Origin of the sequence: Idiomarina sp. 29L (genome assembly GCF_004123135.1) — a bacterium.
Classification (GTDB): domain Bacteria; phylum Pseudomonadota; class Gammaproteobacteria; order Enterobacterales; family Alteromonadaceae; genus Idiomarina.
Window position 1 is genome coordinate 302073 of sequence record NZ_SDJS01000005.1, and the last position, 24949, is coordinate 327021.

The 24949-nt window shown below is 46.7% G+C and carries 25 protein-coding genes; 9 read left to right on the top strand and 16 right to left on the bottom strand.

All coding sequences use genetic code 11. The annotated features are described in order from the left end of the window. Positions 1–17 precede the first annotated feature (17 nt). Entirely contained in the window at positions 18–2117 is a 2100-nt protein-coding gene (locus tag EST55_RS12150) for a GGDEF domain-containing protein (protein ID WP_129497665.1), read from the top strand. Next, the gene (locus tag EST55_RS12155; RefSeq protein ID WP_129497666.1) at positions 2114–3334 is read left to right on the top strand and encodes an Nramp family divalent metal transporter; all 1221 of its coding nucleotides are present in this window, start codon (positions 2114–2116) and stop codon (positions 3332–3334) included. Before EST55_RS12150 ends, EST55_RS12155 begins: the two co-directional genes overlap by 4 nt. Positions 3335–3388: 54 nt before the next feature. Here EST55_RS12155 and EST55_RS12160 read toward each other — a convergent pair whose 3' ends face one another. Then, positions 3389–4387 (bottom strand): DUF4382 domain-containing protein, encoded by a 999-nt coding sequence (locus tag EST55_RS12160; protein ID WP_129497667.1) that lies wholly within the window; start codon positions 4385–4387, stop codon positions 3389–3391. 172 nt (positions 4388–4559) lie between these two features. Between EST55_RS12160 and EST55_RS12165 the strand changes: the two genes are divergently transcribed. After that, positions 4560–4925 carry a DUF413 domain-containing protein gene (locus EST55_RS12165; protein WP_129497668.1) on the top strand — a complete coding sequence of 122 codons (366 nt, stop codon included), beginning with the start codon at positions 4560–4562 and terminating at the stop codon, positions 4923–4925. On the opposite strand, the gene EST55_RS12170 is transcribed toward EST55_RS12165, so the two are convergent. The 12 genes from EST55_RS12170 to cutA all read right to left on the bottom strand — a co-directional run bounded on the left by EST55_RS12170 (position 4922) and on the right by cutA (position 17389). After that, on the bottom strand, positions 4922–6706 hold the full coding sequence (locus tag EST55_RS12170) for a bifunctional diguanylate cyclase/phosphodiesterase (RefSeq protein WP_129497669.1): 1785 nt from the start codon (positions 6704–6706) through the stop codon (positions 4922–4924). The two genes, EST55_RS12165 and EST55_RS12170, sit on opposite strands and share 4 nt — an antisense overlap. Before the next feature lie 70 nt (positions 6707–6776). Next, positions 6777–8060 carry a phosphoribosylamine--glycine ligase gene (gene purD, locus EST55_RS12175; protein ID WP_129497670.1) on the bottom strand — a complete coding sequence of 428 codons (1284 nt, stop codon included), beginning with the start codon at positions 8058–8060 and terminating at the stop codon, positions 6777–6779. 8 nt (positions 8061–8068) lie between these two features. Continuing rightward, the gene (locus EST55_RS12180) at positions 8069–8932 is read right to left on the bottom strand and encodes a class I SAM-dependent methyltransferase (RefSeq protein ID WP_129497671.1); all 864 of its coding nucleotides are present in this window, start codon (positions 8930–8932) and stop codon (positions 8069–8071) included. 86 nt (positions 8933–9018) lie between these two features. Further along, positions 9019–10575 (bottom strand): bifunctional phosphoribosylaminoimidazolecarboxamide formyltransferase/IMP cyclohydrolase, encoded by a 1557-nt coding sequence (purH, locus tag EST55_RS12185; protein ID WP_129497672.1) that lies wholly within the window; start codon positions 10573–10575, stop codon positions 9019–9021. 73 nt (positions 10576–10648) lie between these two features. Then, positions 10649–10942, bottom strand: a complete 294-nt coding sequence (gene fis / locus EST55_RS12190) for a DNA-binding transcriptional regulator Fis (protein ID WP_053954316.1) — start codon at positions 10940–10942, stop codon at positions 10649–10651. A gap of 7 nt (positions 10943–10949) precedes the next feature. Beyond that, on the bottom strand, positions 10950–11921 hold the full coding sequence (gene dusB / locus EST55_RS12195; protein ID WP_129497673.1) for a tRNA dihydrouridine synthase DusB: 972 nt from the start codon (positions 11919–11921) through the stop codon (positions 10950–10952). A gap of 124 nt (positions 11922–12045) precedes the next feature. Beyond that, a complete protein-coding gene (gene prmA, locus EST55_RS12200; RefSeq protein WP_129497674.1) occupies positions 12046–12927 on the bottom strand; it encodes a 50S ribosomal protein L11 methyltransferase in 882 nt (293 codons plus the stop codon). A gap of 4 nt (positions 12928–12931) precedes the next feature. After that, positions 12932–14281 (bottom strand): acetyl-CoA carboxylase biotin carboxylase subunit, encoded by a 1350-nt coding sequence (gene accC, locus EST55_RS12205; protein WP_129497675.1) that lies wholly within the window; start codon positions 14279–14281, stop codon positions 12932–12934. Between the two features lie 20 nt (positions 14282–14301). Beyond that, positions 14302–14754 carry an acetyl-CoA carboxylase biotin carboxyl carrier protein gene (accB, locus tag EST55_RS12210; protein WP_100691405.1) on the bottom strand — a complete coding sequence of 151 codons (453 nt, stop codon included), beginning with the start codon at positions 14752–14754 and terminating at the stop codon, positions 14302–14304. Between the two features lie 8 nt (positions 14755–14762). Further along, a complete protein-coding gene (gene aroQ, locus EST55_RS12215; protein WP_129497676.1) occupies positions 14763–15227 on the bottom strand; it encodes a type II 3-dehydroquinate dehydratase in 465 nt (154 codons plus the stop codon). Between the two features lie 144 nt (positions 15228–15371). Further along, a complete protein-coding gene (locus tag EST55_RS12220) occupies positions 15372–17081 on the bottom strand; it encodes a protein-disulfide reductase DsbD (protein WP_129497677.1) in 1710 nt (569 codons plus the stop codon). After that, on the bottom strand, positions 17078–17389 hold the full coding sequence (cutA, locus tag EST55_RS12225; RefSeq protein WP_129497678.1) for a divalent-cation tolerance protein CutA: 312 nt from the start codon (positions 17387–17389) through the stop codon (positions 17078–17080). Before cutA ends, EST55_RS12220 begins: the two co-directional genes overlap by 4 nt. A 171-nt stretch (positions 17390–17560) precedes the next feature. Between cutA and EST55_RS12230 the strand changes: the two genes are divergently transcribed. The 3 genes from EST55_RS12230 (at position 17561) to EST55_RS12240 (ending at position 20163) form a co-directional block, all read left to right on the top strand. Further along, a complete protein-coding gene (locus tag EST55_RS12230) occupies positions 17561–17851 on the top strand; it encodes a co-chaperone GroES (protein WP_053954308.1) in 291 nt (96 codons plus the stop codon). 52 nt (positions 17852–17903) lie between these two features. Continuing rightward, positions 17904–19547, top strand: coding sequence for a chaperonin GroEL (groL, locus tag EST55_RS12235; RefSeq protein WP_129497679.1), 1644 nt, complete (start codon positions 17904–17906; stop codon positions 19545–19547). Positions 19548–19662: 115 nt separating this feature from the next. Then, complete coding sequence (locus tag EST55_RS12240; RefSeq protein WP_129497680.1) at positions 19663–20163, top strand: DUF3016 domain-containing protein; 501 nt, start codon at positions 19663–19665, stop codon at positions 20161–20163. Here the strand turns inward: EST55_RS12240 and EST55_RS12245 are convergent. Together EST55_RS12245 and epmB are read right to left on the bottom strand one after the other, a co-directional pair. After that, a complete protein-coding gene (locus EST55_RS12245) occupies positions 20160–20480 on the bottom strand; it encodes a hypothetical protein (protein ID WP_129497681.1) in 321 nt (106 codons plus the stop codon). The genes EST55_RS12240 and EST55_RS12245 overlap by 4 nt on opposite strands. A gap of 13 nt (positions 20481–20493) precedes the next feature. Then, a complete protein-coding gene (gene epmB, locus EST55_RS12250; RefSeq protein WP_129497682.1) occupies positions 20494–21516 on the bottom strand; it encodes an EF-P beta-lysylation protein EpmB in 1023 nt (340 codons plus the stop codon). 106 nt (positions 21517–21622) lie between these two features. Here epmB and efp point away from each other — a divergent pair, with 106 nt between their 5' ends. From efp to EST55_RS12265, 3 genes are all read left to right on the top strand, one after another. Next, on the top strand, positions 21623–22192 hold the full coding sequence (gene efp, locus EST55_RS12255) for an elongation factor P (RefSeq protein WP_053954303.1): 570 nt from the start codon (positions 21623–21625) through the stop codon (positions 22190–22192). 9 nt (positions 22193–22201) lie between these two features. Next, complete coding sequence (gene epmA, locus EST55_RS12260; RefSeq protein WP_129497683.1) at positions 22202–23173, top strand: EF-P lysine aminoacylase EpmA; 972 nt, start codon at positions 22202–22204, stop codon at positions 23171–23173. Positions 23174–23305: 132 nt separating this feature from the next. After that, on the top strand, positions 23306–23701 hold the full coding sequence (locus EST55_RS12265) for a MerC domain-containing protein (protein WP_129497684.1): 396 nt from the start codon (positions 23306–23308) through the stop codon (positions 23699–23701). A gap of 2 nt (positions 23702–23703) precedes the next feature. Here the strand turns inward: EST55_RS12265 and trmA are convergent, their stop codons facing one another. Continuing rightward, entirely contained in the window at positions 23704–24807 is a 1104-nt protein-coding gene (gene trmA / locus EST55_RS12270) for a tRNA (uridine(54)-C5)-methyltransferase TrmA (RefSeq protein WP_129497685.1), read from the bottom strand. Positions 24808–24949 lie beyond the last annotated feature (142 nt).

Here is a 24949-nt window from a genome sequence, read left to right on the forward strand (position 1 = left end):
AAACAGACATCGCTCCCATGTATAAAAATAACAATAAATGGGCTCAATTTGGGGCTACTTTGTCATTGTTGCTGCTACTTAGTTTTGCGGTAAAGGCAAACCAGGCTCCCATAGAAAATATCAATGGTGTTCCTGTTGATATGGCGATGGAAAAGCAGCTTGATGAATATTTAACGACGATTGGCGATGAAGGCGTTGATTCAAAAGCTGTACTCTTCGGTGTGATTGAAGAAATATCAAAGGACACTCCTGTTGCGACAAGAGCTCGCGCGCAGAGTTATGAGACCTTTTGGTATTATTACGAAGGTGAAAAGGAACTGGCTTTTGACAAGCTGGATGAACTTTTAACCCTTGCTGAAAATACAGAGTTAGCGGACGTAAAAGCAGAAGCGTTGGCAACGCAGGTTGAGCTGCTGCAGTTTGAAGGAAAGTACGGAGAGGCTTTTTTACTGCTCAGTGATATTGAGATTCACCTTTCCAGAGCCCGTATCCCAAGGGTTCGATATTACGCACATAATCTTATTTCCCGTGTTTACGCAGACTGGAATCGCTACGACGATGCACTTAGGCATTTGTTGTTGGCTCAAGAAGCTGTAAATGAAACGAATAACGAGCGAACCCCTATTCGTCAGCAATTCCTCGATTACTCCATTGCTATTATTCAGACGGAGCTCAAAAACTGGGAGGGCTCGTTAAAGACCATCAAAAAGGCAATAGAAAGCGCAAAAGTAAATGGTCTGGAATATGACTTGCCTGACTTCTATTTACATAAGTCCTATGTTGAAGCCAGCATGGGTGATCGGGATGCCTCGCTGGAGTCTTTGCGAAAGGCCTATGATGTTGCTAAGAAAGATGAGCGTACCTATTTGTTGCCGACAATTTTGAATAATTTCGGCGATCACTACATGTATGAACAGGAATGGGAGAAAGCCCGAAGCCATTTATTAGAAGCGCTGGAACTTGCCGAAGAAGTTGAAGATGTTTGGATGGCTCAGACCATACATTTTAATTTAGGGTTTGTTGACGTACGTCAAGGCAATACAGAAGCCGGTCTTCAGGAGATGAGAGACGCGGTGCAATTTTACCGGGATGAAGAAATAAAGACTGAAGTCGAGGGTATGTTGGGTGAATTGGCGGAAGCGTATGAGTTTGCTGGTCAATATCAAAATCAAGCGGAAGCGCTGAAAAAACAAATGACATTATCTAAAGAACTTTATCAAAGTGACCAACAGAAAAACCTGGCGAATTTACAACAATTGTATGAAAGTAAAGACAAAGAGCAGCAAATCGAGTTATTAGAACGTCAAAATGAACTTAAAGAGCAGTTGCTGGAAATAAATCAACAGCGCAACATGATTTGGTTGTTGCTTGGAATCGTGGCGGTATTTGCTGCGGTTTTCGTCTTTATCATGTACCGCAAAGCCCGTAAGGCGAATTTACGCCTAAAAGCCGCAAATACTATGCTGGCAGATCAGTCCTTAAAAGATCCTCTAACCGGTTTATGGAACCGTCGAGCGCTGCAAAAGGAAATGGACGAGCGTAAAAAGCACGGAGAGCGTCGGGATGCAGCTATACAATCAGACGGTTTAATTCTCCTTGATCTCGACTTTTTCAAACGTATCAATGACAAGTACGGTCACGCAGCCGGAGACGCTGTTTTGGCCGAAGTGAGTCGCCGCTTGCAGATGGTTTGCCGAGACAGTGACAAGCTCATTCGTTGGGGTGGCGAGGAGTTTTTATTTCTGGTTCGTAACATCGATGACGAGAACCTAAAAGAAATGAGTGAACGAATACTGAACGAGTTGGCTAAAAAGCCGGTCAGGTTCGAAGGTCATGAAATACCAGTGACAACCACTATCGGTTTTATTCGCCTGCCTTTCTCGGGTGTATCCGAAAAACAAATGGACTGGGAAAAAGTACTGCAGGTTGCTGACATGGCCTTGTACATGGGTAAGGCGCATGGTCGCAATCGGGCTTGTGGAGTCACTGAGCTGCATGTCTCTTACGAAGATGCGCAGGCAGTATTGGAAAAGGACTTATCTGAGGCTCTTAACAACAAATGGATATCTATGGAAACCATAGAAGGTCCGAAGATGTCCGCTAAAGATCTGTCATGAAGCTTTCTCAGTTTGGGCCCGGCGCGCTGGTGGCGGCCGCCTTTATCGGCCCTGGAACCGTTGTTACTGCATCGCTTGCCGGGGCTAACTATGGTTACGCTCTATTATGGGCATTAGCATTCTCTGTTTTCGCTTGTCTCGTTTTACAAGAAATGTCAGCTCGTATTGGTCTTGTGACCCAAGCCGGGCTCGGCGAGAATATCCGGAGCAACCTCACATCTAGCTGGCTGCGTTGGCTCGCATTAGTACTTATTTTTAGTGCGATAGCCATTGGCAACAGCGTCTATCAGGGCGGCAATTTATCCGGTGCAAGCTTGGGGGCTTTTGAATTGCTCGGGCCGGTTCCTGTGCTGGATGATTGGCTAAGTAATGCCTGGGCCGTCGTTATTGGTTTTGTCGCATTCTTGGTGCTTTGGTCGGGTAATGCGTGGATTATTGAAAAGTCACTTATTGCTATGGTGCTCCTTATGAGCATTGCATTTCTAGGTACGTTTTTTTTAACCAGCCCTGACTGGACTCGTGTACTTACCGGTATTTTCTCACTCAGCATGCCTTCGGGAGCCACATTGACCGTGGTCGCGCTGATTGGCACGACAGTGGTGCCCTATAACATCTTTCTTCATGCCTCCAGCATTTCCAAAAAGTGGCAATCAACAACTGACTTGCCAGCCGTTCGCCGCGATTTATTTGTTTCCATTCCATTGGGTGGTTTGATATCTATGGCGATAGTGGCGACTGCCGCATCGGCATTTTTTGGCCACCACATTACAATCTCCAGTGCGGCCGATTTAGCCGTATCGTTAGAGCCATTGTTTGGTAACGCGGCAACGTATCTAATGGCACTGGGCCTGTTTGCTGCCGGTATATCGTCAGCGACTACGGCTCCTCTGGCCAGCGCCTATGCCCTCAACGGTATAATGGGGTGGTCAGTGAGCTTGAAGAGCCGCGCCTTTAGAGCGGTCTGGTTGACGATTTTGGTGTTGGGGGTCGCTATTTCCAGTCTTGGCATCGAACCTGTCACCGTTATTTGGTTTGCTCAGGTGGCTAACGGCATTTTACTGCCCGTTATTGTTGGCTTTTTATGGTGGTTAAGCTGGGGAAGCTTGCTGGGCCAGAATCGCAACTCATGGTGGCAAAACCTGTTAGCTGCGCTGGTGTTCATTATTTCTATTGTACTGAGTATCAGAAGTTTAGGCTCAGCGTTTGGCGCTTTTTAATTCTTTAAAATAAGAAAAGGCAGCGTCCCTGCTGCCCAAAACTCATGAAGCGAGCTACTCGCTTGCGGCACCAACGAATTCGAGTTCTACCGGCTCGCTTGATGCTTCAATGGTGACATTCTCAGTTAAGAAAAACTCTATGTCGTCATCCGTTTCCGGATCATCCGCATCGTTACACGTTAATGCAGCGGTGTAATCGCCGGTTGCAATGAAACCCATTGTAAAGTCATAGGTATCAACCCCGTCAAAATAGACTGCTGTGCTTGCGTACGGCTCATTCTCCTCGCTGCCGCCGTTGTCGGCTAACGCTGAAGCTTCTAAGTCGCTGCCTTCATAAAGGTAAACGTAAGCAACCGGTTGCGACGTATCTTCAGGTGCGACAGTGCAGGTTTCATTGAACAGCAGAGCGCCTTCGGCTACCGTGCCTTTCAAATGACCAACCGCAGAATTATCAACTAAGCGAACACCGCGTGGCTTCAGAATATAGTGTTCTTGACCGACTGGATTCGTCATTGCATGGCGCAGATCAAACTCAACGGTGAAGTTAAGGTTACCGCCGGCATCGGCGATGAACCCATCAAGTTTGAGCTCATTTGAAGGCACTTGGACAGGCACTTGTTCAACCTCTCCATCACCATTCGTATCCGTCATGACATACGAACCGTCGGCCATAACCAGTCTAAGCTGCCCATATTGGCCCGCATCAATTTCTGCGTTTTCTAAAAAGACCATCGACTCGTTTCCGGTAAATTCAAGTAAATCGATACCGATAGTATTAGGAATCGGGTTGCCTTCAGAGTCTAAACAAAGGTCATTTTCTTCAGGTGCTTCCAAATCATCTCCAACGGTAAATGTTTGTGCCCCGTCACCATTTCCTGTGAGTTCGACGGCATTAAAGCAAGCAACAACAGCCTCGGCGTTATCGACAGGCGCATCACTCACCCCTAAAGTGAACTGTGCAGTATCCGGTGTAGTTGGATCATCGTCTGAACCGCCACAAGCGGCTAATGTTACTGTCGCTAAAGCTAACGTTGTGTATGCAAATAAACGCATGGGTATTCCTCCTTATGAGCCACTTGCCGTTAGTTATAGACCTGAGCCAACAGAATTTAAACGCGTTTTACAAACATTTTCATTGACAAAGTTGAGATATAGCTCTATATCGTTTTTGTCGTAAATAACGACAGGCTTTTTGTTCGGTTTTAGTCTGTAGGAAGGGCTTATCATGACCACTATTACCCGAGAGTTATTATTGAAGAAACCGTTTAACGATTTCAGAAACTATCCTTATGGCTTCGCGCGTTCAGGCGACTTTTCTATCAGGGAAAGCGATGCATTGACACACTATGGTTGTTTGATTACCGCCATGCTCAATGGCGAGTTTAAACCGATTTTGCAGGAAGACATCGACTTACTGGCTGCTGCAAAAGGCGAGCAAGCCCCTGCTACCCCGGTTGAAAAGACGTGGGCGAAATATCAGGCACGTATTCACCGCCCTAAAGTGGCCAGTATGTATGGCAAAGGTAAGTTTGCGGACGACTCTTTAGGCTCATCTTCGGAGACAGAAGACGACCTGATAGTCGAAGATTAAGACGGCGAGCTAACGAGCTTTAAGCGTCTGGGAGCCTGGCGGTGGCAATGGTAACAATAGCTGCCGCCAAAACGCTTTGCTTCCTTCTTGGCTTCGGTTGCAAGCAATGCAACGTCGTGGTGAGATTCACAAAGTTTAGCGTCTGGGCTGACAACGCCAACCGCAATGCTCAATAAAGAGAAGAATGTTGGGTGACCCTCACGGTTCACCGCCTTAATGCCGCCAAGTTTTATATGTTCTTCCTGGTAAAACTGAACAATATCCTCATCAAACCGTTCAATGACGCTCTGGCAGCTTTTTTTAACTCTGTCGGCAGTGACTGCGTACTGGTCAAATATCACGACAAAGTCATCACCGCCAATATGGCCGACGAAGTTACTGCACCCTGTCAGCGTTTTTTGTAGTAACTGAGCGACCCATTTTATCACTTGGTCACCTTGCTCATAGCCGTAAATATCGTTGTAGGGTTTAAAGTGGTTTAAATCGAAGTAGGCAACGCTAAATTGACGTTGTTCTCTCAGTTTTTCGTTGATGACACGATTGATTGCGACGTTGCCGGGCAATTGAGTCAACGGATTAGCATGCCGAGCATCGTTAATTTTCAGTTCGGTTATTTTGCGCAGCAAGCTTTTTATCGAGGCTACGCCGTAATACCCATTGTTGCGAGTAACAATAATATGTTGATAGACATCGGTCTCGTCATGCTCAGTGATTAACTGACTGACGTCTTCCAGTGAAGCTTGCCAGTCGACAGCAATAGGCTCTTTTTCCATTATGTGAGCAACAAGCTTATTGGCGTTCAGTGCATGCCCATACGATCCAGAAAACCGCTCTAATAACTTTTCCCGGCTGATTACGCCGACCACTTGTTCGTGGCGAGTGACAGGAAGTAATGACAATGCCGCATTTTTGGTAAAGCGGTTCAGTGCTTCTAATGCCGGTTCATCATCAGCAATAATTTCCAGAGAATTAACAACGCTGGCAATCGTTTCATTATAACCGCCTTTTACTGGCTTATAGGTGTTTAAAAGTGATGGTTGAACATTATGCACCGGTAATTTAGCAGGCTTACCAAACAGATACCCCTGACAGTGTTTAATGCCTAATGCGTGAAGTTGTTCAAGTTCCTCTTTGGTTTCAATACCCTCGGCAATAACCTTTGTTTGTATGTTTTTTGCCAACGATAGAATGCTTTGTACAAATTCTCTTTTCACCGATGATTCATGAATATCCTGAACGAAATAGCGGTCAACTTTAACGTAATCGGGATGCAGTTCAGACCAAAGCTTTAAACCGGAGTAACCAGCACCTAAGTCATCGATGGCTATCATAAAGCCTAATTGCCGGTAATGAATAATGGCTTCTTTTAGGTTTTCGGTGTCTTCTATCGGATAACGCTCGGAAATTTCGATAACTATTTGATTTGGGTCGAGACCAAGCTGTTGTGACAGCCGTAAAGTCGAACCATGGGGGTGAGAATCATCTTTTAATACGTTGGGGTTTACGTTTAAAAACAGTTTGCCGCTCATGCCCTGACGCTGAAACTCCTTTATTGCGGCATAACGGCAGGCAAGCTCAAGCTCAGACAGTAAGTCGCACTCATTGGCAACAGAGAAGAGCTTATCGGGAAACTCCAGGTCGTGACCTTTGGACCCTCGAATGAGCGACTCATGGCCAATGACATAACCGCGGGCAGTATCAACAACGGGTTGAAATAAGGGGAACAATTGTTGATTTTCAATCAGTGAAATGAGCGCCTGGCGGCTATCGCACGTTGACATAAAGCCTCCTGTCATAAACATCACGGATGATAAATCCGCTTTATGACGATGTTATGACAGGAGGTGAGCTTTAGCTTTCGCGTTTAATCGCTCTGTGAGCGATATCCGTACGGAAATAAACATTGTCCCAGTTAATACCATTAACTAGGTCATAGGCTTGCTTCTGAGCTTCAGTGACCGTGTTACCCAGTGCAGTGCAGCAGAGCACACGTCCACCGCTGGTAACAACGTTTCCATTTTCCATTTTAGTACCGGCGTGAAAGACCTTTTGATTCTCAGACTCAGCATTTGGTAAGCCTTGAATAACGTCGCCTTTCTTATAACTCTCTGGGTAGCCGCCGGCAGCCAAAACAACGCCTACTGCTGCGCGCTCATCAAACTCGATAGGTGCTTGGTTTAGTTTACCGTCAACGGCTTGCAAGCATAGCTCCACTAAGTCTGATTTCAGACGCATCATAATGGGTTGTGTTTCCGGATCTCCAAAACGGCAGTTGTACTCGAGCACTTTGGCAGTACCGTCGTTTGCAATCATTAGGCCAGCGTATAGGAAACCTTTGTAAGGAGCTCCTTCAGCAGCCATTCCGTCAACAGTCGGTTTAATAACATGGCGCATGACCCAATCATGGATAGCCGGAGAAACGACGGGCGCGGGAGAGTAGGCTCCCATGCCACCGGTGTTCGGGCCTGTATCGCCATTGTCTCGAGCTTTATGGTCCTGGCTAGAGGCAAACGGTATTGCGCGTTCACCGTCAACCATAACAATGAAAGAGGCTTCTTCACCGGTTAAGAATTCTTCAATAACCACGCGGTGACCAGCGTCGCCAAATCGGTTACCGGCCAACATGTCATCAATCGCTGCGTTCGCTTGTTCTAGGGTTTCGGCAATAATAACGCCTTTACCAGCAGCTAAACCGTCCGCCTTAATGACAATAGGCACACCTTTTTCCGCAACATAGGCTTTTGCAGGCTCTACTTCAGTGAAGTTCTGGTAGTCGGCGGTTGGAATATTGTGACGCTGCAGGAAGTCTTTGCTGAACGCTTTAGAGCCTTCCAGCTGAGCCGCTTGGGCTGTCGGGCCAAAAGCGGCTAATCCGGCATCAGTGAACTTGTCGACAATGCCAGCAACCAAAGGGGCTTCAGGCCCAACAATGGTCAGCCCGATACTTTCCTGCTTGGCAAAGTTAAGCAGACCGTCGATGTCTTCGGCTGCAATATCAACATTTGTGAGGTTAGGCTCACGCTCAGTACCTGCATTGCCAGGAGCTACAAAGACACAGTCTACTTGTGAAGACTGCGCTGCTTTCCACGCCAGTGCGTGTTCACGGCCTCCGCCGCCAACAACCAAAACTTTCATGAGTATCCTTATTCTACGGGTTTTCTAAACTTTAATGTGAATCGGTCGCTCTCACCGATAGCTTTATAAATTTCCGCGTCGTCACCATCTTCTACATTCAGCGTTGGTGGTAAGTTCCAAACACCGTTGGGATGGTCTGCTGTATCTTTCGGGTTTGCATTAATTTCACTGCTTTCGACCAGCTCAAAGCCTGCCTTCTCTGCAAGGTCAATCACCCAGCTTTCTTTAATGTAACCACTGTTTTCCATAGCGCCATCGTCTGCACTTTCTGGTAAACGGTGATCAACCACACCCAAAATACCATCCGGAATTAATGCTTGATGGAATTGCCGGAAAGCATCCAGCACCGCTTCTTCGCCGCCACTCATATACCAATTGTGTAAGTTACGGAAGGTCAGTATGCGGTCAGCGCTGTTTGGCGGCGCAATGTCTGTTTCCAGTGGCGTTAACGGCGCAAACTGAGTCAACTCAACATTGCCAAATACAGCTTCGCTGGTCAGGCGCTCTTTAAATTTATTGAGCGAACGTTGGTAGTAGTCGCTTTGTGTGTCTTCGGGGAAGTGAGCTGCGTAAAATGTCCCTTCTTCAGCAAGGTATGGCGCCAGAATTTCGCTGTAATAGCCTCCGCCCGGCCATATTTCCACAACCGTCATGGATGGCTCAAGCTCGAAAAAAGCTAGTGTTTCTTTCGGATGACGAAACTGATCACGCTCAACATACGCGGGCGTACGATCATCATGATTGACCGCTTGTTCCAACGTTATTGAAGCTCCCTGTTCGGTGCTCGCAGGTGCGGATGACTTAGGGCCGCTATCACAAGCCGACAAAGCTAACAGCGATACCATAGATAATGCGATTGCAGAATATTTCATAAACCTGCCTCTTCGTTTTTATAAGTGTTTGTAAAGATTAGCCCCGAATCGTCGGGGCGGCAAATAACATCACTTATCACTACGCATTAATGGCGGAAATGGCGCATTCCGGTAAAGACCATCGCAATACCATGTTCGTCTGCGGCGGCAATAATCTCGTCGTCGCGAATTGACCCGCCCGGTTGAATAATCGCCTTAATACCGGCTTCAGCGGCGGCGTCAATACCATCTCGGAAAGGGAAAAACGCGTCAGAAGCCATGACCGAGCCTTCAACTTGGAGGCCTTCGTCGGCTGCTTTAATGCCTGCAATTTTTGCGCTGTAAACACGGCTCATTTGGCCGGCGCCAACACCAATGGTCATGCCGTCTTTGGCATAAACAATAGCGTTCGACTTAACAAACTTCGCTACCTTCCAGCAGAATAGTAAATCAGTCATTTGTTCTTCGGTTGGCTGAACTTTGCTGACGACTTTCAACTCGTCTGCATTAAAGTCCTCGGTATCGGTATCTTGCACTAACAGGCCACCGGTGACACGTTTATAGTCAAGTTGAGTCCCAGAGTCAGCCCACTGGCCGCATTCGAGCAAACGTACATTTTTCTTACCGGAGACAGCTTCTTTTGCGGCATCGCTGACGCTTGGTGCGATAATCACTTCAACAAACTGGCGTTCAACAATTGCAGTCGCAGTCGCCTCATCGAGCTCGCGATTAAATGCAATGATCCCACCAAACGCTGAGGTTGGGTCGGTTTTGAACGCCCGATCGTAAGCGTCGGAAATAGATTCACCAATAGCAACGCCGCATGGGTTCGCGTGCTTGACGATAACGCAAGCCGGTTCAACGAAACTTTTCACGCATTCTAAAGCGGCGTCGGTATCGGCAATGTTATTGAAAGAAAGTGCTTTGCCTTGCAGCTGTTTGGCCGTAGACACGTTACCTTCAGGCGCATTACGCTCAGTGTAGAATGCCGCCGATTGATGCGAGTTTTCTCCGTAGCGTAGGTCTTGTTTCTTCGATACTTGCAGGTTTAATGTGCGGGCGAAGTCATTGTCGCTTAACTGTTTGCCCAGGTAATTTGCTATCATGCCATCGTATTGCGCAGTATGCTCAAACGCCGCAACAGCTAAATCAAAGCGAGTATCGTAGCTGACAGTGCCACTGTTATTCATTTCACTTAGAACGCGGTCATAGTCAGACGCATTAACCACAATAGTGACATCTTTATGGTTTTTCGCTGCGGCTCGAACCATAGTTGGCCCACCGATATCAATATTCTCAATCGCGTCTTCTAACGTACAACCTTCTTTAGCAACGGTCTCGGCAAACGGGTAGAGGTTTACAACAACCATGTCGATAGGCGCGATGTTTTGTTCCTGCATAATGGCCTGATCAATGTCACGACGGCCCAGAATCCCACCGTGAACTTTCGGGTGTAGTGTCTTAACACGACCGCCCATAATTTCCGTTTGTCCGGTGTGCTCAGAGACATCAATTACGGTTAAGCCAGAGTCGCGTAAGAGTTTGGCAGTGCCGCCTGTAGAGAGTATTTCAATATTCTTTGCTGCTAATGCCTGAGCAAACTCAACAATGCCTGTTTTATCTGAAACACTAATTAACGCGCGTTGAATAGGACGGTTTTCCATGGTTTTGCCTTTCTGTTCTAGGTTACTTTTTAAGCCATAAAAAAAAGGCGCCAAAAGGCGCCCAAAAATCGTATTAGTTCATGCCGTATTTTTTCAGCTTTTTGCGTAAGGTGCCGCGATTAATGCCAAGCATGGTTGCGGCGCGGGTTTGATTACCCCGGGTGTAAGTCATGACCTCTTCAAGTAACGGTGCTTCCACTTCTGACAGCACCAGTTCGTACAGCTCTTCTGGATCCTGACCGTCAAGCTGGCGCAGGAAGCTGTGCAGTGCTTGCTTTACGGAATCACGCAGTGGCTTAGGCTGAGCGTTGTTTCCGATAGTGGTCAGGGGAGATACATTCTCACGATTAGGGTTTTGATCAAACATAATACGCTTATCTCTTCTCTACAGTGACAAAATAATCTTCGAGTGCCTGGAGTTGCTCGCTGGCATCTTCCAGACGGTTAAATACCTGCCGGAACTCATCGTTACTGGCTTGCTCTTTCAAGTACCAGCCGACATGCTTTCTGGCTATACGTACACCTTGAAAGCTGCCGTAAAAGCTGTGCAGCTGTTCAACGTGCTTAATTGTTGTTTCCGCAACTTCTGCTATTGGCGGTGGTGCTAATTCTTCACCAGTTTCCAGGTAATGGCTTATTTCCCGGAATAACCATGGGTTTCCTTGTGCGCCTCGGCCAATCATGATGGCGTCAGCATCGGTATAAGCTAAAACTTCTTTCGCTTGCTGTGGCGTGCGAATATCGCCATTAGCAATAACGGGAATTGAGATTGCTTTTTTCACTGCCCGTATGGTGTCGTATTCTGCTTCGCCCTTATACATACATGCCCGAGTCCGGCCATGCAGAGCAAGTGACTGGATACCACAGCGCTCAGCTATTTTTGCTATTTCAATTCCGTTTTTATGTTCGCGATCCCAACCTGTGCGGGTTTTTAAAGTGACCGGAACATCAACCGCTGAAACCACAGCCGTCAGTATTTCTTCCACAAGCTCTGGGTATTGCATCAGCGCAGAGCCTGCCATTTTTTTATTCACTTTCTTTGCCGGGCAGCCCATATTAATGTCAATAATTTGAGCGCCCATATCGACATTCACCTTGGCCGCCTCTGCCATTAGCGAAGGCTCCGAGCCTGCAATCTGCACGGCGCGAATACCTAACTCACCAGAGTGATCCATGCGTTGCCTGGACTTACCGGTTTTCCACACTTTCGGGTTACTGGACAGCATTTCAGACACTGTCAAACCTGCCCCTTTGCTGTAACACAGCTGACGAAAGGGCTGATCAGTAACTCCGGCCATGGGAGCTAGAATGACCTGATTGTCGAGTTGATATGGACCAATCCGCATCGGTTAAAAACTACTCAGCGAAAGGGGAGAGAATTTTATGGAATTTGCGCAATAAAGAAAAGGCTATTTATTACGCAATTTGAGTCTTTTTTTAACTTTTTACTATTGACAAAGCGAACGCTTGTTAACCAACTCGAGTACCGCTCAGCATTGCCCAGTCACCGTCTATGACGGGCGTGTCGAAATTAATGTCAGGCTGGTAGGCTTGCATAACATCATCGACTTGGCGTTCCAGAATACCTGACAGCACAAGCTGACCACCGGGCTTTACAAACGCCAGTATGGTGTCCGATAACTCTCTGAGTGGACCGGCAAGCACATTAGCGAGGACTAAATCGACCTGTGTTTGTGGTTGCTCACTTGGTAAGTAGACATCGAACTTGTCGCTGACACCGTTGCGTTCGGCATTATCCTTGGTCGCAATGAGCGCCTGTTGATCGATATCGATACCAATGGCGTGCTTAGCGTCAAATAGCAACGCTGCGATGCCTAAAATGCCGGAGCCACAGCCAAAGTCTAAGGTGGTCTTATCTTTTGGTGGGTTCGCATCAAGCCATCTCAAGCACATAGCCGTCGTTGGATGCGTGCCGGTGCCAAACGCCATGCCTGGATCAAGCAAGATATTGACGGCCGATGGATCAGGAATATCACGCCAACTTGGGCAAATCCAAAGGCGTTCGCCAAATTGAATAGGGTGGAAGTTATCCATCCACTCGCGTTCCCAGTCTTTGTCTTCAAGTGCATCAGTTTTATATTGAAGAGGCGCCGGCAAAATAGCTGACTTTTCCAGGTTAGTGACAACCGACTTAATATCAGCTTCAGCGTCGAACAACCCTGTGACGAGGGTATTTTGCCATAGCGTCACTTCGCCCGGTCTGGGCTCAAAAATAGGTGTGTCGGCGCCGTCACGGTAGGTGACCGCTTGAGCGCCGTTCCCCATAAGCATGTCGCCGACACGCGGCGCATGCTCTTCACTGCTTGAAAGTGTGAGTTGTATCCAGGCCATTCTATTAATGACCACCCATACCCAGCTTTTTCTCTAAGTAATGGATGTTTGTGCCACCATGCTGGAAGTTCTCATCCGCCATGATGCTTTTTTGCAGCGGTACGTTGGTTTTTATGTTCTCAATAATCAGCTCACTTAACGCGTTGCGCATACGGGCAATGGCGATATCTCGGTTTTCCCCGTAAGTAATGAGCTTTCCAATCATTGAGTCATAATTGGGGGGGACTTTGTAGTCTGCGTAAACATGAGAGTCCCAACGCACACCAAAGCCACCCGGTGGATGGAAACGGGTAATTTGACCGGGCGACGGTACAAAGGTATCCGGGTCTTCAGCGTTAATACGACACTCAACAGCATGCCCACGAATAACGACATCTTCCTGGCTGATAGAGAGTTGGCGACCAGCAGCAATGCGAAGCTGCTCTTTAATGAGGTCGATACCGGTAACCATTTCGGTGACTGGATGCTCTACCTGAATACGGGTGTTCATTTCAATGAAGTAGAACTCGCCGTTTTCATATAAGAATTCAAAGGTACCGGCACCGCGATAGCCAATTTCAATACAGGCTTTGGCGCAGCGCTCGCCGATGAATTTACGCATTTCTGGTGTAATACCCGGGGCTGGCGCTTCTTCTACTACTTTTTGGTGGCGACGCTGCATGGAGCAGTCACGCTCACCTAAATGGATAGCATTACCCTGGCCGTCAGCTAGAACCTGAACCTCGACGTGACGAGGATTCTCGAGGAACTTTTCCATATAAACAACGGGGTTCCCGAAAGCCGCACGAGCTTCATTTTGCGTCATACTAATAGCGCTTAGCAGTTCGCTTTCCTGACGCACTACGCGCATACCGCGACCACCGCCGCCGCCGGCTGCTTTAATAATAATTGGGTAACCGATGCGTTTAGCGAGCTTAATATTGCGTTCATTGTCGTCGTCTAATGGACCGTCTGACCCCGGGACGCAAGGAACTCCCGCTTTTTTCATGGCTTTAATTGCTGAAACTTTGTCGCCCATCAGACGAATAACGTCTGCTGTTGGGCCGACGAAAATAAAACCAGATTGTTCAACCTGTTCAGCGAAGTCTGCGTTCTCCGCTAAGAAGCCGTAGCCCGGGTGGATAGCTGCAGAGTCGGTAATTTCCGCTGCACTAATAATTCTGGGGATGTTCAAATAGCTTTCATTCGCCGGTGCTTTACCAATACAGATAGCTTCATCAGCTAGCAGTACGTGTTTTAAATTTCTGTCGACCGTCGAGTGAACCGCAACCGTTTTAATGCCAAGCTCTTTACAAGCTCGCAAAATTCTCAGTGCAATTTCGCCGCGGTTCGCTATGACCACTTTATCTAACATGACAAATTCCTGCGGTTACTTTATTCGATAACAAATAGTGGCTGATCAAACTCAACTGGCTCTTCGTTTTCAACCAGAATTTGCTTCACAACACCGGACTTGTCCGCTTCAATTTGATTCATCATTTTCATTGCTTCCACAATGCACAGCGTGTCGCCTGCGTTGACTCGCGAACCCACTGTGACAAATGGTTTTGCATCTGGTGAAGGCGCTTCATAGAAGGTACCCACCATTGGTGAACGAACAATATGACCGGATATTTCCTCACTGGGTGCTTCAGCACTGTCTGCAGCCGCCGGAGCTTGAGGCGCCGCCTGAGGTGCCGGCTGCGGAGCGTACTGAACAGGTGCCGGCGCGGCTTGAGCGCTGTATCGGTTAATACGAACCGACTCTTCGCCTTCAGTAATTTCTAATTCAGCTACACCTGATTCTTCAACCAGTTCAATCAATTTCTTAATTTTACGAATGTCCATGCTAACGCTTACCTTTCAATGTCGTTGTTATTTAAATGCTGTAAAGCGGCGTTTAACGCGTACTCATAACCCGAGGGGCCTAAGCCGCAAATTACGCCGGTTGCGGCGTCCGCTAAATATGAGTGATGCCGGAATGATTCACGGCGATAAATATTGGAAATGTGTACTTCAATAAATGGAATAGCAGTGGCTAACAGCGCATCTCTTAACGCAACACTGGTATGGGCATAAGCTGCTGGGTTGATGATGATGTAATCGACACCCGATTCCGCCGCTTGTTGTATCCAGTCAATGAGTTGGTGCTCAGCGTTTGATTGCTTAAAGGTTAATTCTGCACCCTTAGCTTTGGCGATGCTGTTTAGATCCTGCTGAATATCAGAGAGCGTTTTATGGCCATAAATAGACGGCTCCCGCGAGCCTAGCAGGTTAAGGTTTGGCCCATTTAACGCTAATATATGAGAAGGTTTCGCCATTATGCCGCCATCTGCTCCGAAATCACTGAAAACCAACTATTGTAGACAGCGACTTCAAGTATGAGTTCTTATTTTCCGTATTATAGGCAAAAATGACAGGAATGCAGCACTTTACTGGTCTTATCAGAGCATTTAGGCGCAAAATTACTCATTTAGCATCGTCTCAAGATGCATTTTGAATTCTTCGGCGTCTTTAAATCCCGTTACTCGGTATATTTTTTGCTCTTCGCCGCTTGGTGAAAAGAACAAAATGGTTGGCAGACCAAGCACGTTGTAGTAATTCAGTATATCGATATCTTGCTGATTGTTGGCGGTAACGTCAGCTTGTATTAAATGCATGTTTTCAAAGTGTTTTTGCACGCTCGCTTCGGAGAAAGTGTATTGCTCAAACTCTTTACAGGCAACGCACCAGTCTGCGTATAAGTCCAACATGACCCATGTGTCACTTTCAGCGACTTCGCGTTGAATGTCTTCCAGAGTCGCAACTTGTTCGAATAAGCCATGACTTTGCCGCTCCAACTGTGCTTTATTTACTTGCCAGTAAACGCCAACGGTTGCCAGGCTCGATAAAATGACTAATGAAACAACGGTTGACTTAACTGAGGTAATTCGACTAATAGCGGCGATTAAAGCACCGGCGGCAATCACAAAGTAGAATATCCAGAGCCACATACTTATATGGGTTGGCAGTAAGCGTTCGACTAAAAACAGTGTGACAGCAAGCAGTAACCAGCCAAAAAACTGCTTCACAACGGTCATCCAGGCGCCGGCCTTAGGCAGCAGCTTACCACCGCTGAGGCCGAACAGTATAAGAGGCACACCCATGCCCAGGCTTAACGCATAGAGTATTGCCGCACCGTTAATGATATCGCCTGATTGTGCAATAAAGAGCAAAGCACCGGAAAGAGGAGCCGTTGTGCACGGAGACGCCACTAATCCGGAGATGGCACCAATAATGAATACACCTAACGGGCTACCTCCTTTTTGTTGGCCGCTAAACTGCTGCAGTCGAGACTGCCAACTAACGGGAAGCTGTAAGGTAAACGCGCCAAACATACTTAACGCAAACGCAGTAAACAATACCGCCAAAATAATGAGAACGGCTGGATGTTGGAAGTAAGCCTGATATTGCATACCGGCCAGCGCAACGACCAGACCAAGTAACGAATAGGTAATAGCCATACCTTGTACATAGATAAAGGAGAGCCATAATGTATTGCGCCAGTTACGCTGGCGGTTACCTAAAACGACGCCGGACAGAATGGGGTACATAGGGAAGACACAGGGCGTAAAGGCTAAACCAATACCTAATGCGAAAAATAGCAAAAGTGTCACGACAAGCGATTGCTCACCAATACCAAACAGGGAATTTTCAATAGCCGTTTCCTGTACGTTACTGGTGTTGTTGTCGGCATTAGCGTCGAGCGGTATGATTTTTTGAGTCGGCGGATAACACAGCCCGGCATCAGCACAGCCTTGGTATTGAATAGTAATTTTTTCGCCAGAGTAGTCTTCACTTAACTCAAAGGTGAGTTCTACATACTCCCGGTAAATAAAGGACTCCCCAAAAAACTCATCGTGGTGGGACTCGGCTTCCGGAAAGCTTAATGTTTCAGCTAGAGCATTCTCTGGTACCACGGAAAAACGATGCTGATACAGATAATAATCTGGCGCGATTAACCAACTGACCGTCACGGTTTTGCCATCAATGCCGCTGCTAAAATCAAAGGCTTGATCAACCGGTAAAAACTTTTGGTTATTACTCGCAAAGGGGCTTTGCATTGCTTGAGCAGGCAATGCTGCTGCGATGACCAGCAATAACGTAAGAACGACGTTGAGCAGCGGTTTTATCATTTTACGGTATCCTGAACCCACTGCAGATAATCAGGTAAGCCATCGGTAACATTGACACTGATAAGCTCTGGCGAATCGTACGGGTGTGCTTTTAGTATGGCGTCTTTGAGCGGCTCAGACATCTCGTCAGTGGTCTTGATAAGTAGCAACCACTCTTGATCGTGTTGAATCTCGTTATCCCAATGATACACCGAGGTAATGCCCGGGATGATATTAACGCAGGCGGCCAATTGCTGTTCCACGACTGAAGCGGCCAGCTCATTAGCAGATGACTGACTGTCGGTTGTGCAATAGAAGAGTTTGACCATGGAAACACCTGTATCATTGCGTTATTCAATTGAGCAGCAAAATTACCATAAAAAATTTTTATCTGCCCCCTTGATAAGACAAAAATTTCCCCCATTTATTGAGCACAAGGTTTTTAACACGCCCCGAAGGGGTATTTACCACTAACAACATAGGTTGAGGAGTTATCACCAATGAAACTTCGTCCTTTACACGATCGAGTCATTATTAAACGCATCGAAGTCGAAGCAAAATCGGCAGGCGGCATTGTTCTGACTGGTTCTGCGGCAGAAAAATCCACACGCGGTGAAGTTGTCGCTGTAGGGAATGGCCGTATTTTGGATAACGGTGAAGTGCGTGCGCTGGACGTAAAAGCCGGCGACAAGGTTCTGTTCAACGAAGGTTACGGTGTCAAAACCGAGAAAATCGACGGTGAAGAGTACCTGATCATGAGCGAAAGCGACATTTTGGCTATCGAAGAATAAGCCAAACCCTAACGCATAAATCGTTAAACCGTATTTAGAGAGGAAAGCAAACATGGCAGCTAAAGAAGTTAAGTTTGGTAACACAGCGCGTCAAAAAATGCTGAAAGGCGTCAACGTACTGGCTGACGCAGTAAAAGTAACCTTAGGCCCTAAAGGTCGTAACGTTGTTTTAGATAAGTCATTTGGTGCGCCGAACATCACTAAAGATGGTGTATCAGTTGCAAAAGAGATCGAGCTGGAAGATAAGTTCGAAAACATGGGCGCTCAAATGGTTAAAGAAGTAGCGTCTAAAGCAAATGATGAAGCCGGTGATGGTACGACTACTGCAACTGTTCTTGCACAAGCTATCGTTAACGAAGGCTTGAAAGCTGTTGCTGCGGGCATGAACCCAATGGATCTGAAGCGCGGTATCGACAAAGCAGTGATCGCCGCAGTTGAAGAGCTGAAGAAAATTTCTCAACCATGCGCAGACAGCAAAGCGATTGCACAGGTTGGTACTATCTCGGCAAACGCTGACGAGACTATCGGTCAAATCATTGCCGAAGCAATGGACAAAGTGGGTCAGGAAGGCGTTATCACCGTTGAAGAAGGTCAGGCGTTGACTGACGAACTTGATGTGGTCGAAGGTATGCAGTTCGACCGTGGTTACCTGTCTCCTTACTTCATTAACAACCAGGAAAGCGGTTCAGTTGAACTGGATAACCCATTCATCCTGTTGGTTGACAAGAAAATCTCTAACATCCGTGAATTACTGCCGGTATTAGAAGGTGTTTCTAAAGCAGGTAAACCATTGCTGATCATCGCTGAAGATGTTGAAGGCGAAGCGTTGGCTACACTGGTTGTAAACAACATGCGTGGCATTGTTAAAGTTGCAGCCGTTAAAGCGCCTGGTTTCGGTGACCGTCGTAAAGCAATGCTGCAAGACATCGCAGTATTGACAGGTGGTACTGTTGTTTCTGAAGAAATCGGCATGGAGTTGGAGAAAACTCAGCTGGAAGATTTAGGTACAGCGAAGCGCATTGTTATCACTAAAGATAATACCACTGTTGTTGATGGTAACGGCGATGACGCTGCTATTGAAGGCCGCGTAACACAAATTAAACAGCAGATGGAAGAAACCACTTCTGACTACGATCGCGAAAAACTGCAAGAACGTCTGGCTAAGTTAGCTGGTGGTGTTGCAGTCATTAAAGTAGGCGCTGCGACCGAAGTTGAAATGAAAGAGAAGAAAGCACGCGTGGAAGACGCTCTGCACGCAACTCGTGCTGCGGTTGAAGAAGGCGTTGTCCCAGGTGGTGGTGTTGCACTGGTTCGTGCAGCGAGCAAACTGGGTGAACTACGTGGTGACAATGAAGAGCAAAACGTCGGTATTCGTTTAGCACTGCGCGCAATGGAAGCACCACTGCGTCAAATCGCAACCAACGCAGGTGCGGAAGCGTCTGTTGTTGCTAACAATGTTCGTGATGGCGAAGGTAACTACGGTTACAACGCAGGTAACGATACTTATGGCGATATGCTGGAAATGGGTATTTTGGATCCAACCAAAGTAACCCGTTCAGCGTTACAGTTTGCTTCTTCAGTCGGTGCCTTGATGATTACTACTGAAGCTATGATTGCTGACATCCCGCAAGACGATAACGCTGGCGGAATGGGCGGCGACATGGGTGGCATGGGCGGAATGGGCGGCATGATGTGATGCACGCTTAAACGCCTAAAAAGGGAGCCTCAGCCGGCTCCCTTTTTTTATGGAATTTTTTTGCTTTCCCGCACTCTAATGACATATAAGCAAAACGTATGACGGAGGAATAAGCATGCGTATCCGTAGTTTGGTCGTTTTAATGGCACTTTCATTCAGTGCTCTTTCGTTTGCGGGAGAGGCTGAAGTTAAATGGGAAGGTGTTGATAAATACACCGATTTTGAGCCGGCTAATGGCCATGAAGAGCGTTATCAGGAAAAAGTGAAAGAGCAGCTCGCTGAGCATATTCAGACTCTTGCAAAAGAGTTACCAGAGGGACAAAAGCTCACTTTAACGGTAACCGATGTTGACCTAACGGGTCGTTTGGAGCCGACGTTTGGACGTTCAACCTCGAACTATGTGCGGATTGTTCGTGAAATAGACTTTCCGCGTATTCACTTTAATTATCAGCTAACTGACAGCAGTGGGCAGGTGATAAAGGAAGGCCAGGAGAAGTTAAAGAACATGGGCTTTAACTATGACAGCCTGGCTTCAGTAAAACGTCGCAACGATTTGTATTTTGAAGAAGAAATGCTGACTCGATGGTTTAATGAAACCTTACGCGAAAAGAGCTAACCTGCTTGGCGAATAGCCTTCAGCCTCGCTAGAGTTTCTGTCATGAGCTGCAGTTGTTGAACCAGTAGCTGCAGCAACTCTTCATTACTCTGGTCTTGTTTCCAGGCTTCAAAGTTTTCGGTAACTTCATTTAAATAAGGCTGAAACTTATTGCCTTTACTATTAAAAATCGTTTGCTCGGCAAACACGCCCTGAAACTTAGCCTTACCTTGCTGGCGCATGTCATCTAGATACTGATCGGCATCGACGACTTGTCTGTAGAGAATTTGCAGGTGCTCTTGAATTTTCTGTTCAACACTGTCAAAGCTGTCGCTCATGAATCATCCTTCATTATGTTGTTAAGCCATCGGGCATTATGGCTGTTTTACTGGGTTTATTGGCTTGTTCCCGAACGAGCTTAGGAACTAAAAAGCCAGGTAACTTTTGTGTCATGCCTAACCAAAGTTGCTGAGCTTCATTGTCATTCACTTCAAAATGACTGGCGCCCTCAACTTTGTCGAGCTGGTGCAGATAGTAGGGTAACACGTTTGCGCTGAACAGCGTTTCGCTCAAATGACAAAGTGCGTTTGTACTGTCATTAACCCCTCTTAGCAAAACGCTTTGGTTCAGCAGATGTATACCGGCGTTATGCCAATTTTTTAAATTGGCGGCCAACTCGCCAGAAATCTCATTTGCGTGATTTGCATGTATGACTAACACGACTTGCAAGCGGCTTTGGGTAAAAGCAGTTAATAATTCATTCGTTAGTCTGGACGGAATAACGACCGGCAATCGACTGTGAATACGCAGTCTGGTTAGCTGAGGCAGAGCTTCCAGCTCATGCACGAGCTTTTGCAACCGCTCATCCTTAGCCATTAGTGGGTCGCCGCCGCTGAGAATAACTTCGTTAACGTCCGGATTTTGTTTTATGTAGTCTAAGGTTTCATCGATTTGGCGTTGGCTAATGGTTAATTCGTCATACGGGAAATGACGGCGAAAACAATAGCGACAGTTAACGGCACACCCACCTTGTAAAATGAGTAAAACACGCCCGTGGTATTTGTGCAGTAACCCATTAGCAGGTGAGGTCTGCTCGTCTAGCGGATCTTTGCTAAACCCAGGTTCGACGGTAAATTCCTCTGCGAGAGGAAGCACTTGGCGAAGCAACGGGTCATGAGGGTCGCCGACTTTCATTTGCCGCACAAACGGGCGTGGTACCCGCATAGAAAACAATTGTCGAGCTTTTATGTCGTTGGCGTAAGTACTGGCGTTAAGCTGCAAGGCGGAAAGCAAGTCTTCGGGACGAGTATATGACTTTTTTAATTCGTATAGCCAGTCGGCTCTTGGACTGATCGATACTGCATTTTCGCCCATGTGACCTCCCTACGCTCAATAAAGTGCGTATTTTACCTGAAAATAAACTCATTTTGTTTTATTATTGCGCGCAAATAATGATGGCTTAAGCAAGGAAAATGTCGTTATGGCAAATTACAGCACAAGTGAATTCAAAGGCGGTTTAAAAATCATGCAAGACGGCGAGCCGTGCTCGATCGTCGAAAATGAAATGGTTAAGCCGGGTAAAGGCCAAGCGTTTAACCGTGTGAAAATCCGTAAGTTAATTAGCGGAAAAGTAGTAGAAAAAACCTTTAAATCGGGCGAGTCGGTTGAAGGTGCTGATGTTATCGAACTTGAATTGTCTTATTTATACAATGACGGCGAGTTCTGGCACTTCATGAACAATGAAACGTTTGAACAGGTGCCCGCTGACGCTAAGGCTGTTGGCGATGCGGAAAAGTGGTTGGTTGAACAGGATGTTTGTACATTGATTTTGTGGGAAGGTAAACCAATCAGTGTGCAGCCGCCAAACTTTGTTGAACTGGAAATTACCGAAACAGACCCGGGCTTAAAAGGTGATACTGCAGGAACCGGTGGTAAGCCAGCAACGTTGAGTACAGGTGCCGTTGTTCGAGTACCGTTATTCGTACAAATTGGTGAAGTGATAAAAGTGGACACTCGCTCCGGCGAATACGTCTCACGCGTTCAGAAGTAAGCTTGAATAATGAGCTGGCGCCCTGACGCAAGTTGGAGCATGCTGCAGCAGCGGGCTGACCTGTTTAAGTCGGTGCGCCAGTTTTTCGAAAAGCGGGGGGTCACTGAAGTCGATACTCATTTGCTCTCTCAGTATGGTGTTACCGACGTTCATCTAAAAAATCTGTCTACCGAGTTTAGCCAGTCTCTTCCATCCGGTTCACCAACACTGTATTTGCAAACTTCCCCTGAGTTTGCAATGAAACGAATTATTGCCGCTTACCAACAAGATATTTATCAGCTCAGCCATGTTGTTCGTGATGATGAAGTTGGGCGCTTCCACAATCCTGAATTTACGTTGCTTGAGTGGTATCGGGTGGGTTATGACGATACGGCGCTTATTGACGAAGTATCTGAGCTGCTATCAGAAACCTGTGGTGCTCTCCCCTTAGTTAAACGAACATATCAGCAGTGTTTTTTAGATGTTCTGAAGTTGGATCCATTGACTCAGGAAGGTGTCGAAAGCATAAGACAACATCTTGTGAGTTTACCTGCCTTAGCTGATTGGATGAAACGCGAAACGGATGCGTCCACGATACTTCAAGTGGCTTTTTCTGAGTGCATTGAACCGACTTTCTCTGAGAACACGCCACACTGTGTTACCCACTTTCCCGTCGAGCAAGCTGCGCTGGCGCGAATCGATGAATCGGACCCAAGAGTGGCAAAGCGATTTGAGATTTACTATCAAGGTGTCGAGCTGGCGAATGGTTATCACGAATTGACCGATGCAGCCGAACAGAAGCGGCGCTTTCAGAGGGATAACCAGCAGCGCGCTTTGAAATCTCAATTGCAAATGCCGGCTGATGAACGACTTATCGACGCTCTACAGTTCGGATTACCCGACTGTGCCGGTGTCGCGCTGGGTTTTGATAGGCTACTGATGATAAAATCCGGTGTCAGGCACATTAGTGAAGTCCTTCCTTTTACAACGAATAACGCTTAAAAGAACGAAGAGTAACTCTGTCTTAAATCAAAATTTAGATGATCTGTCTTGGATAATGAATTCGTATGTTATAATATAACACGTGAGTTAGATGATTCATTTGAGAAAGACAGAGCAAGGCAGAACCGTTTTATGCAGGCCAACACGCCCGAAAACTTGGACAAAGCAGGAATTTGGATCACCACATTATGTGCTATCCATTGTTTGCTGCTGCCTCTTATTCTGCCATTACTCGCAATGGCGGGCTTAGCCTTTATCGGTGAGGATGCCTTAGAAAATTCAATCCTTGGACTGAGCGTCTTTATCGGACTTTGGTCATTGGTGAGTGGAGCACGCAAGCACGGTAACTGGAATTTATTGCCGCTGTTACTCTTGGGGGCTGCTATTTACTCACAGCGAGACGTGCTTGGACACTGGGGTGAACCGGTTATTATTCTATTTGGCGCAGGCTTGATCATATACGCCCATGTTTCAAACTTACGCCTTATCAAAAAGTTGGCCTTTGCTTCTTCTCGACAACCGCTGTAAAGCTAGTTTGTTTTAACCTCTAGTACCACCCCCGTTTCTACGTGGTCAGTGTATGGAAACTGATCAAACATCGCTGCGGCAGTAACGTCATGAGTTTTAGTTAAATAGTCTAGATTTTCTATTAAAGTTTCCGGGTTACAGGAAATGTAAATAATCCGTGGATATGCCGATACCATCTGCAATGTTTCTGAGTCTAAACCGGCTCTTGGTGGATCAACTAAAACAGTTTGGCAATCAAAACTTTTGATGTCAGCTTCTTCAGCTCGGCGAGATGCTCGTTCCCCGTTTAATGCTTCTGTAAACTCTTCCGCTGACATACGAACAACAGTGACGTTCGTGATGTCATTGAGTTCGGCACTTTTTCGAGCCGAAGCCACTGAGCTTTTGCTGATCTCCGTGGCTAAAACACGTTGAAAATTCTCGGCTAAAGGCAGTGTGAAGTTACCGTTACCACAATACAGCTCCAGTAAGTCGTGATCGTTTTGTCCAATATGTTGTTTAACCCAGCCAATCATAGCCTCGTTAATTTTCGCATTAGGCTGAGTAAAACTATTTTCGGTTTGAATGGACTTATAGACTTTACCGTACACAACGACGTGCTCAATAACGCTGTCATCAAACAGCACTCGTTTTTGCTTACGCGCACGTCCGATAATATTAATATCCGCCAAGTCCTTAAACTCTTCACGTAAAGCTGTGGCCTCCTTTTCCCATTCGTCATCTAGGGGGCGATGATACAGCAAAGAGATAACTGCTTGGTTCGTTGTGGTTGTAAGAAAGTCGACTTGAAAAAGCTTATTCCTAAGTATTGGATTGGGTCTTAGCTTTTCTATTAGCTGTTTCATGAGGCGATTAATTAACTCGCTACCCGGTAAAAATTCGTCCATACGGATCTTTTCCCGGGTTTCCGGATTGAACATGATGTAGTACAAGTCATCGCCCTCATGCCAAACGCGAAACTCGGCACGCATTCTATAGTGCTTTTGGGGTGACTCGAAAGTATCCAGTTGTTGTACCCCAAATTTCGACAACTTCTTTATTAAGCTTTCTTCTTTGCGTCGGAATTGGTCTGGGTAGTTTGCTGTATCAATCTTTTTGTACGTCATAGTATCCGCTGTTGCGTAGGTTTCTTTTATTCCCTCCTATTTTACGCACCGAAACTATTAACTACCAAGTTTTGCTCAGATTTAACGCATAAAATGTTAAGTTCCGATCACATTTGAACGAATACTGAACGGTTGAAAGAGG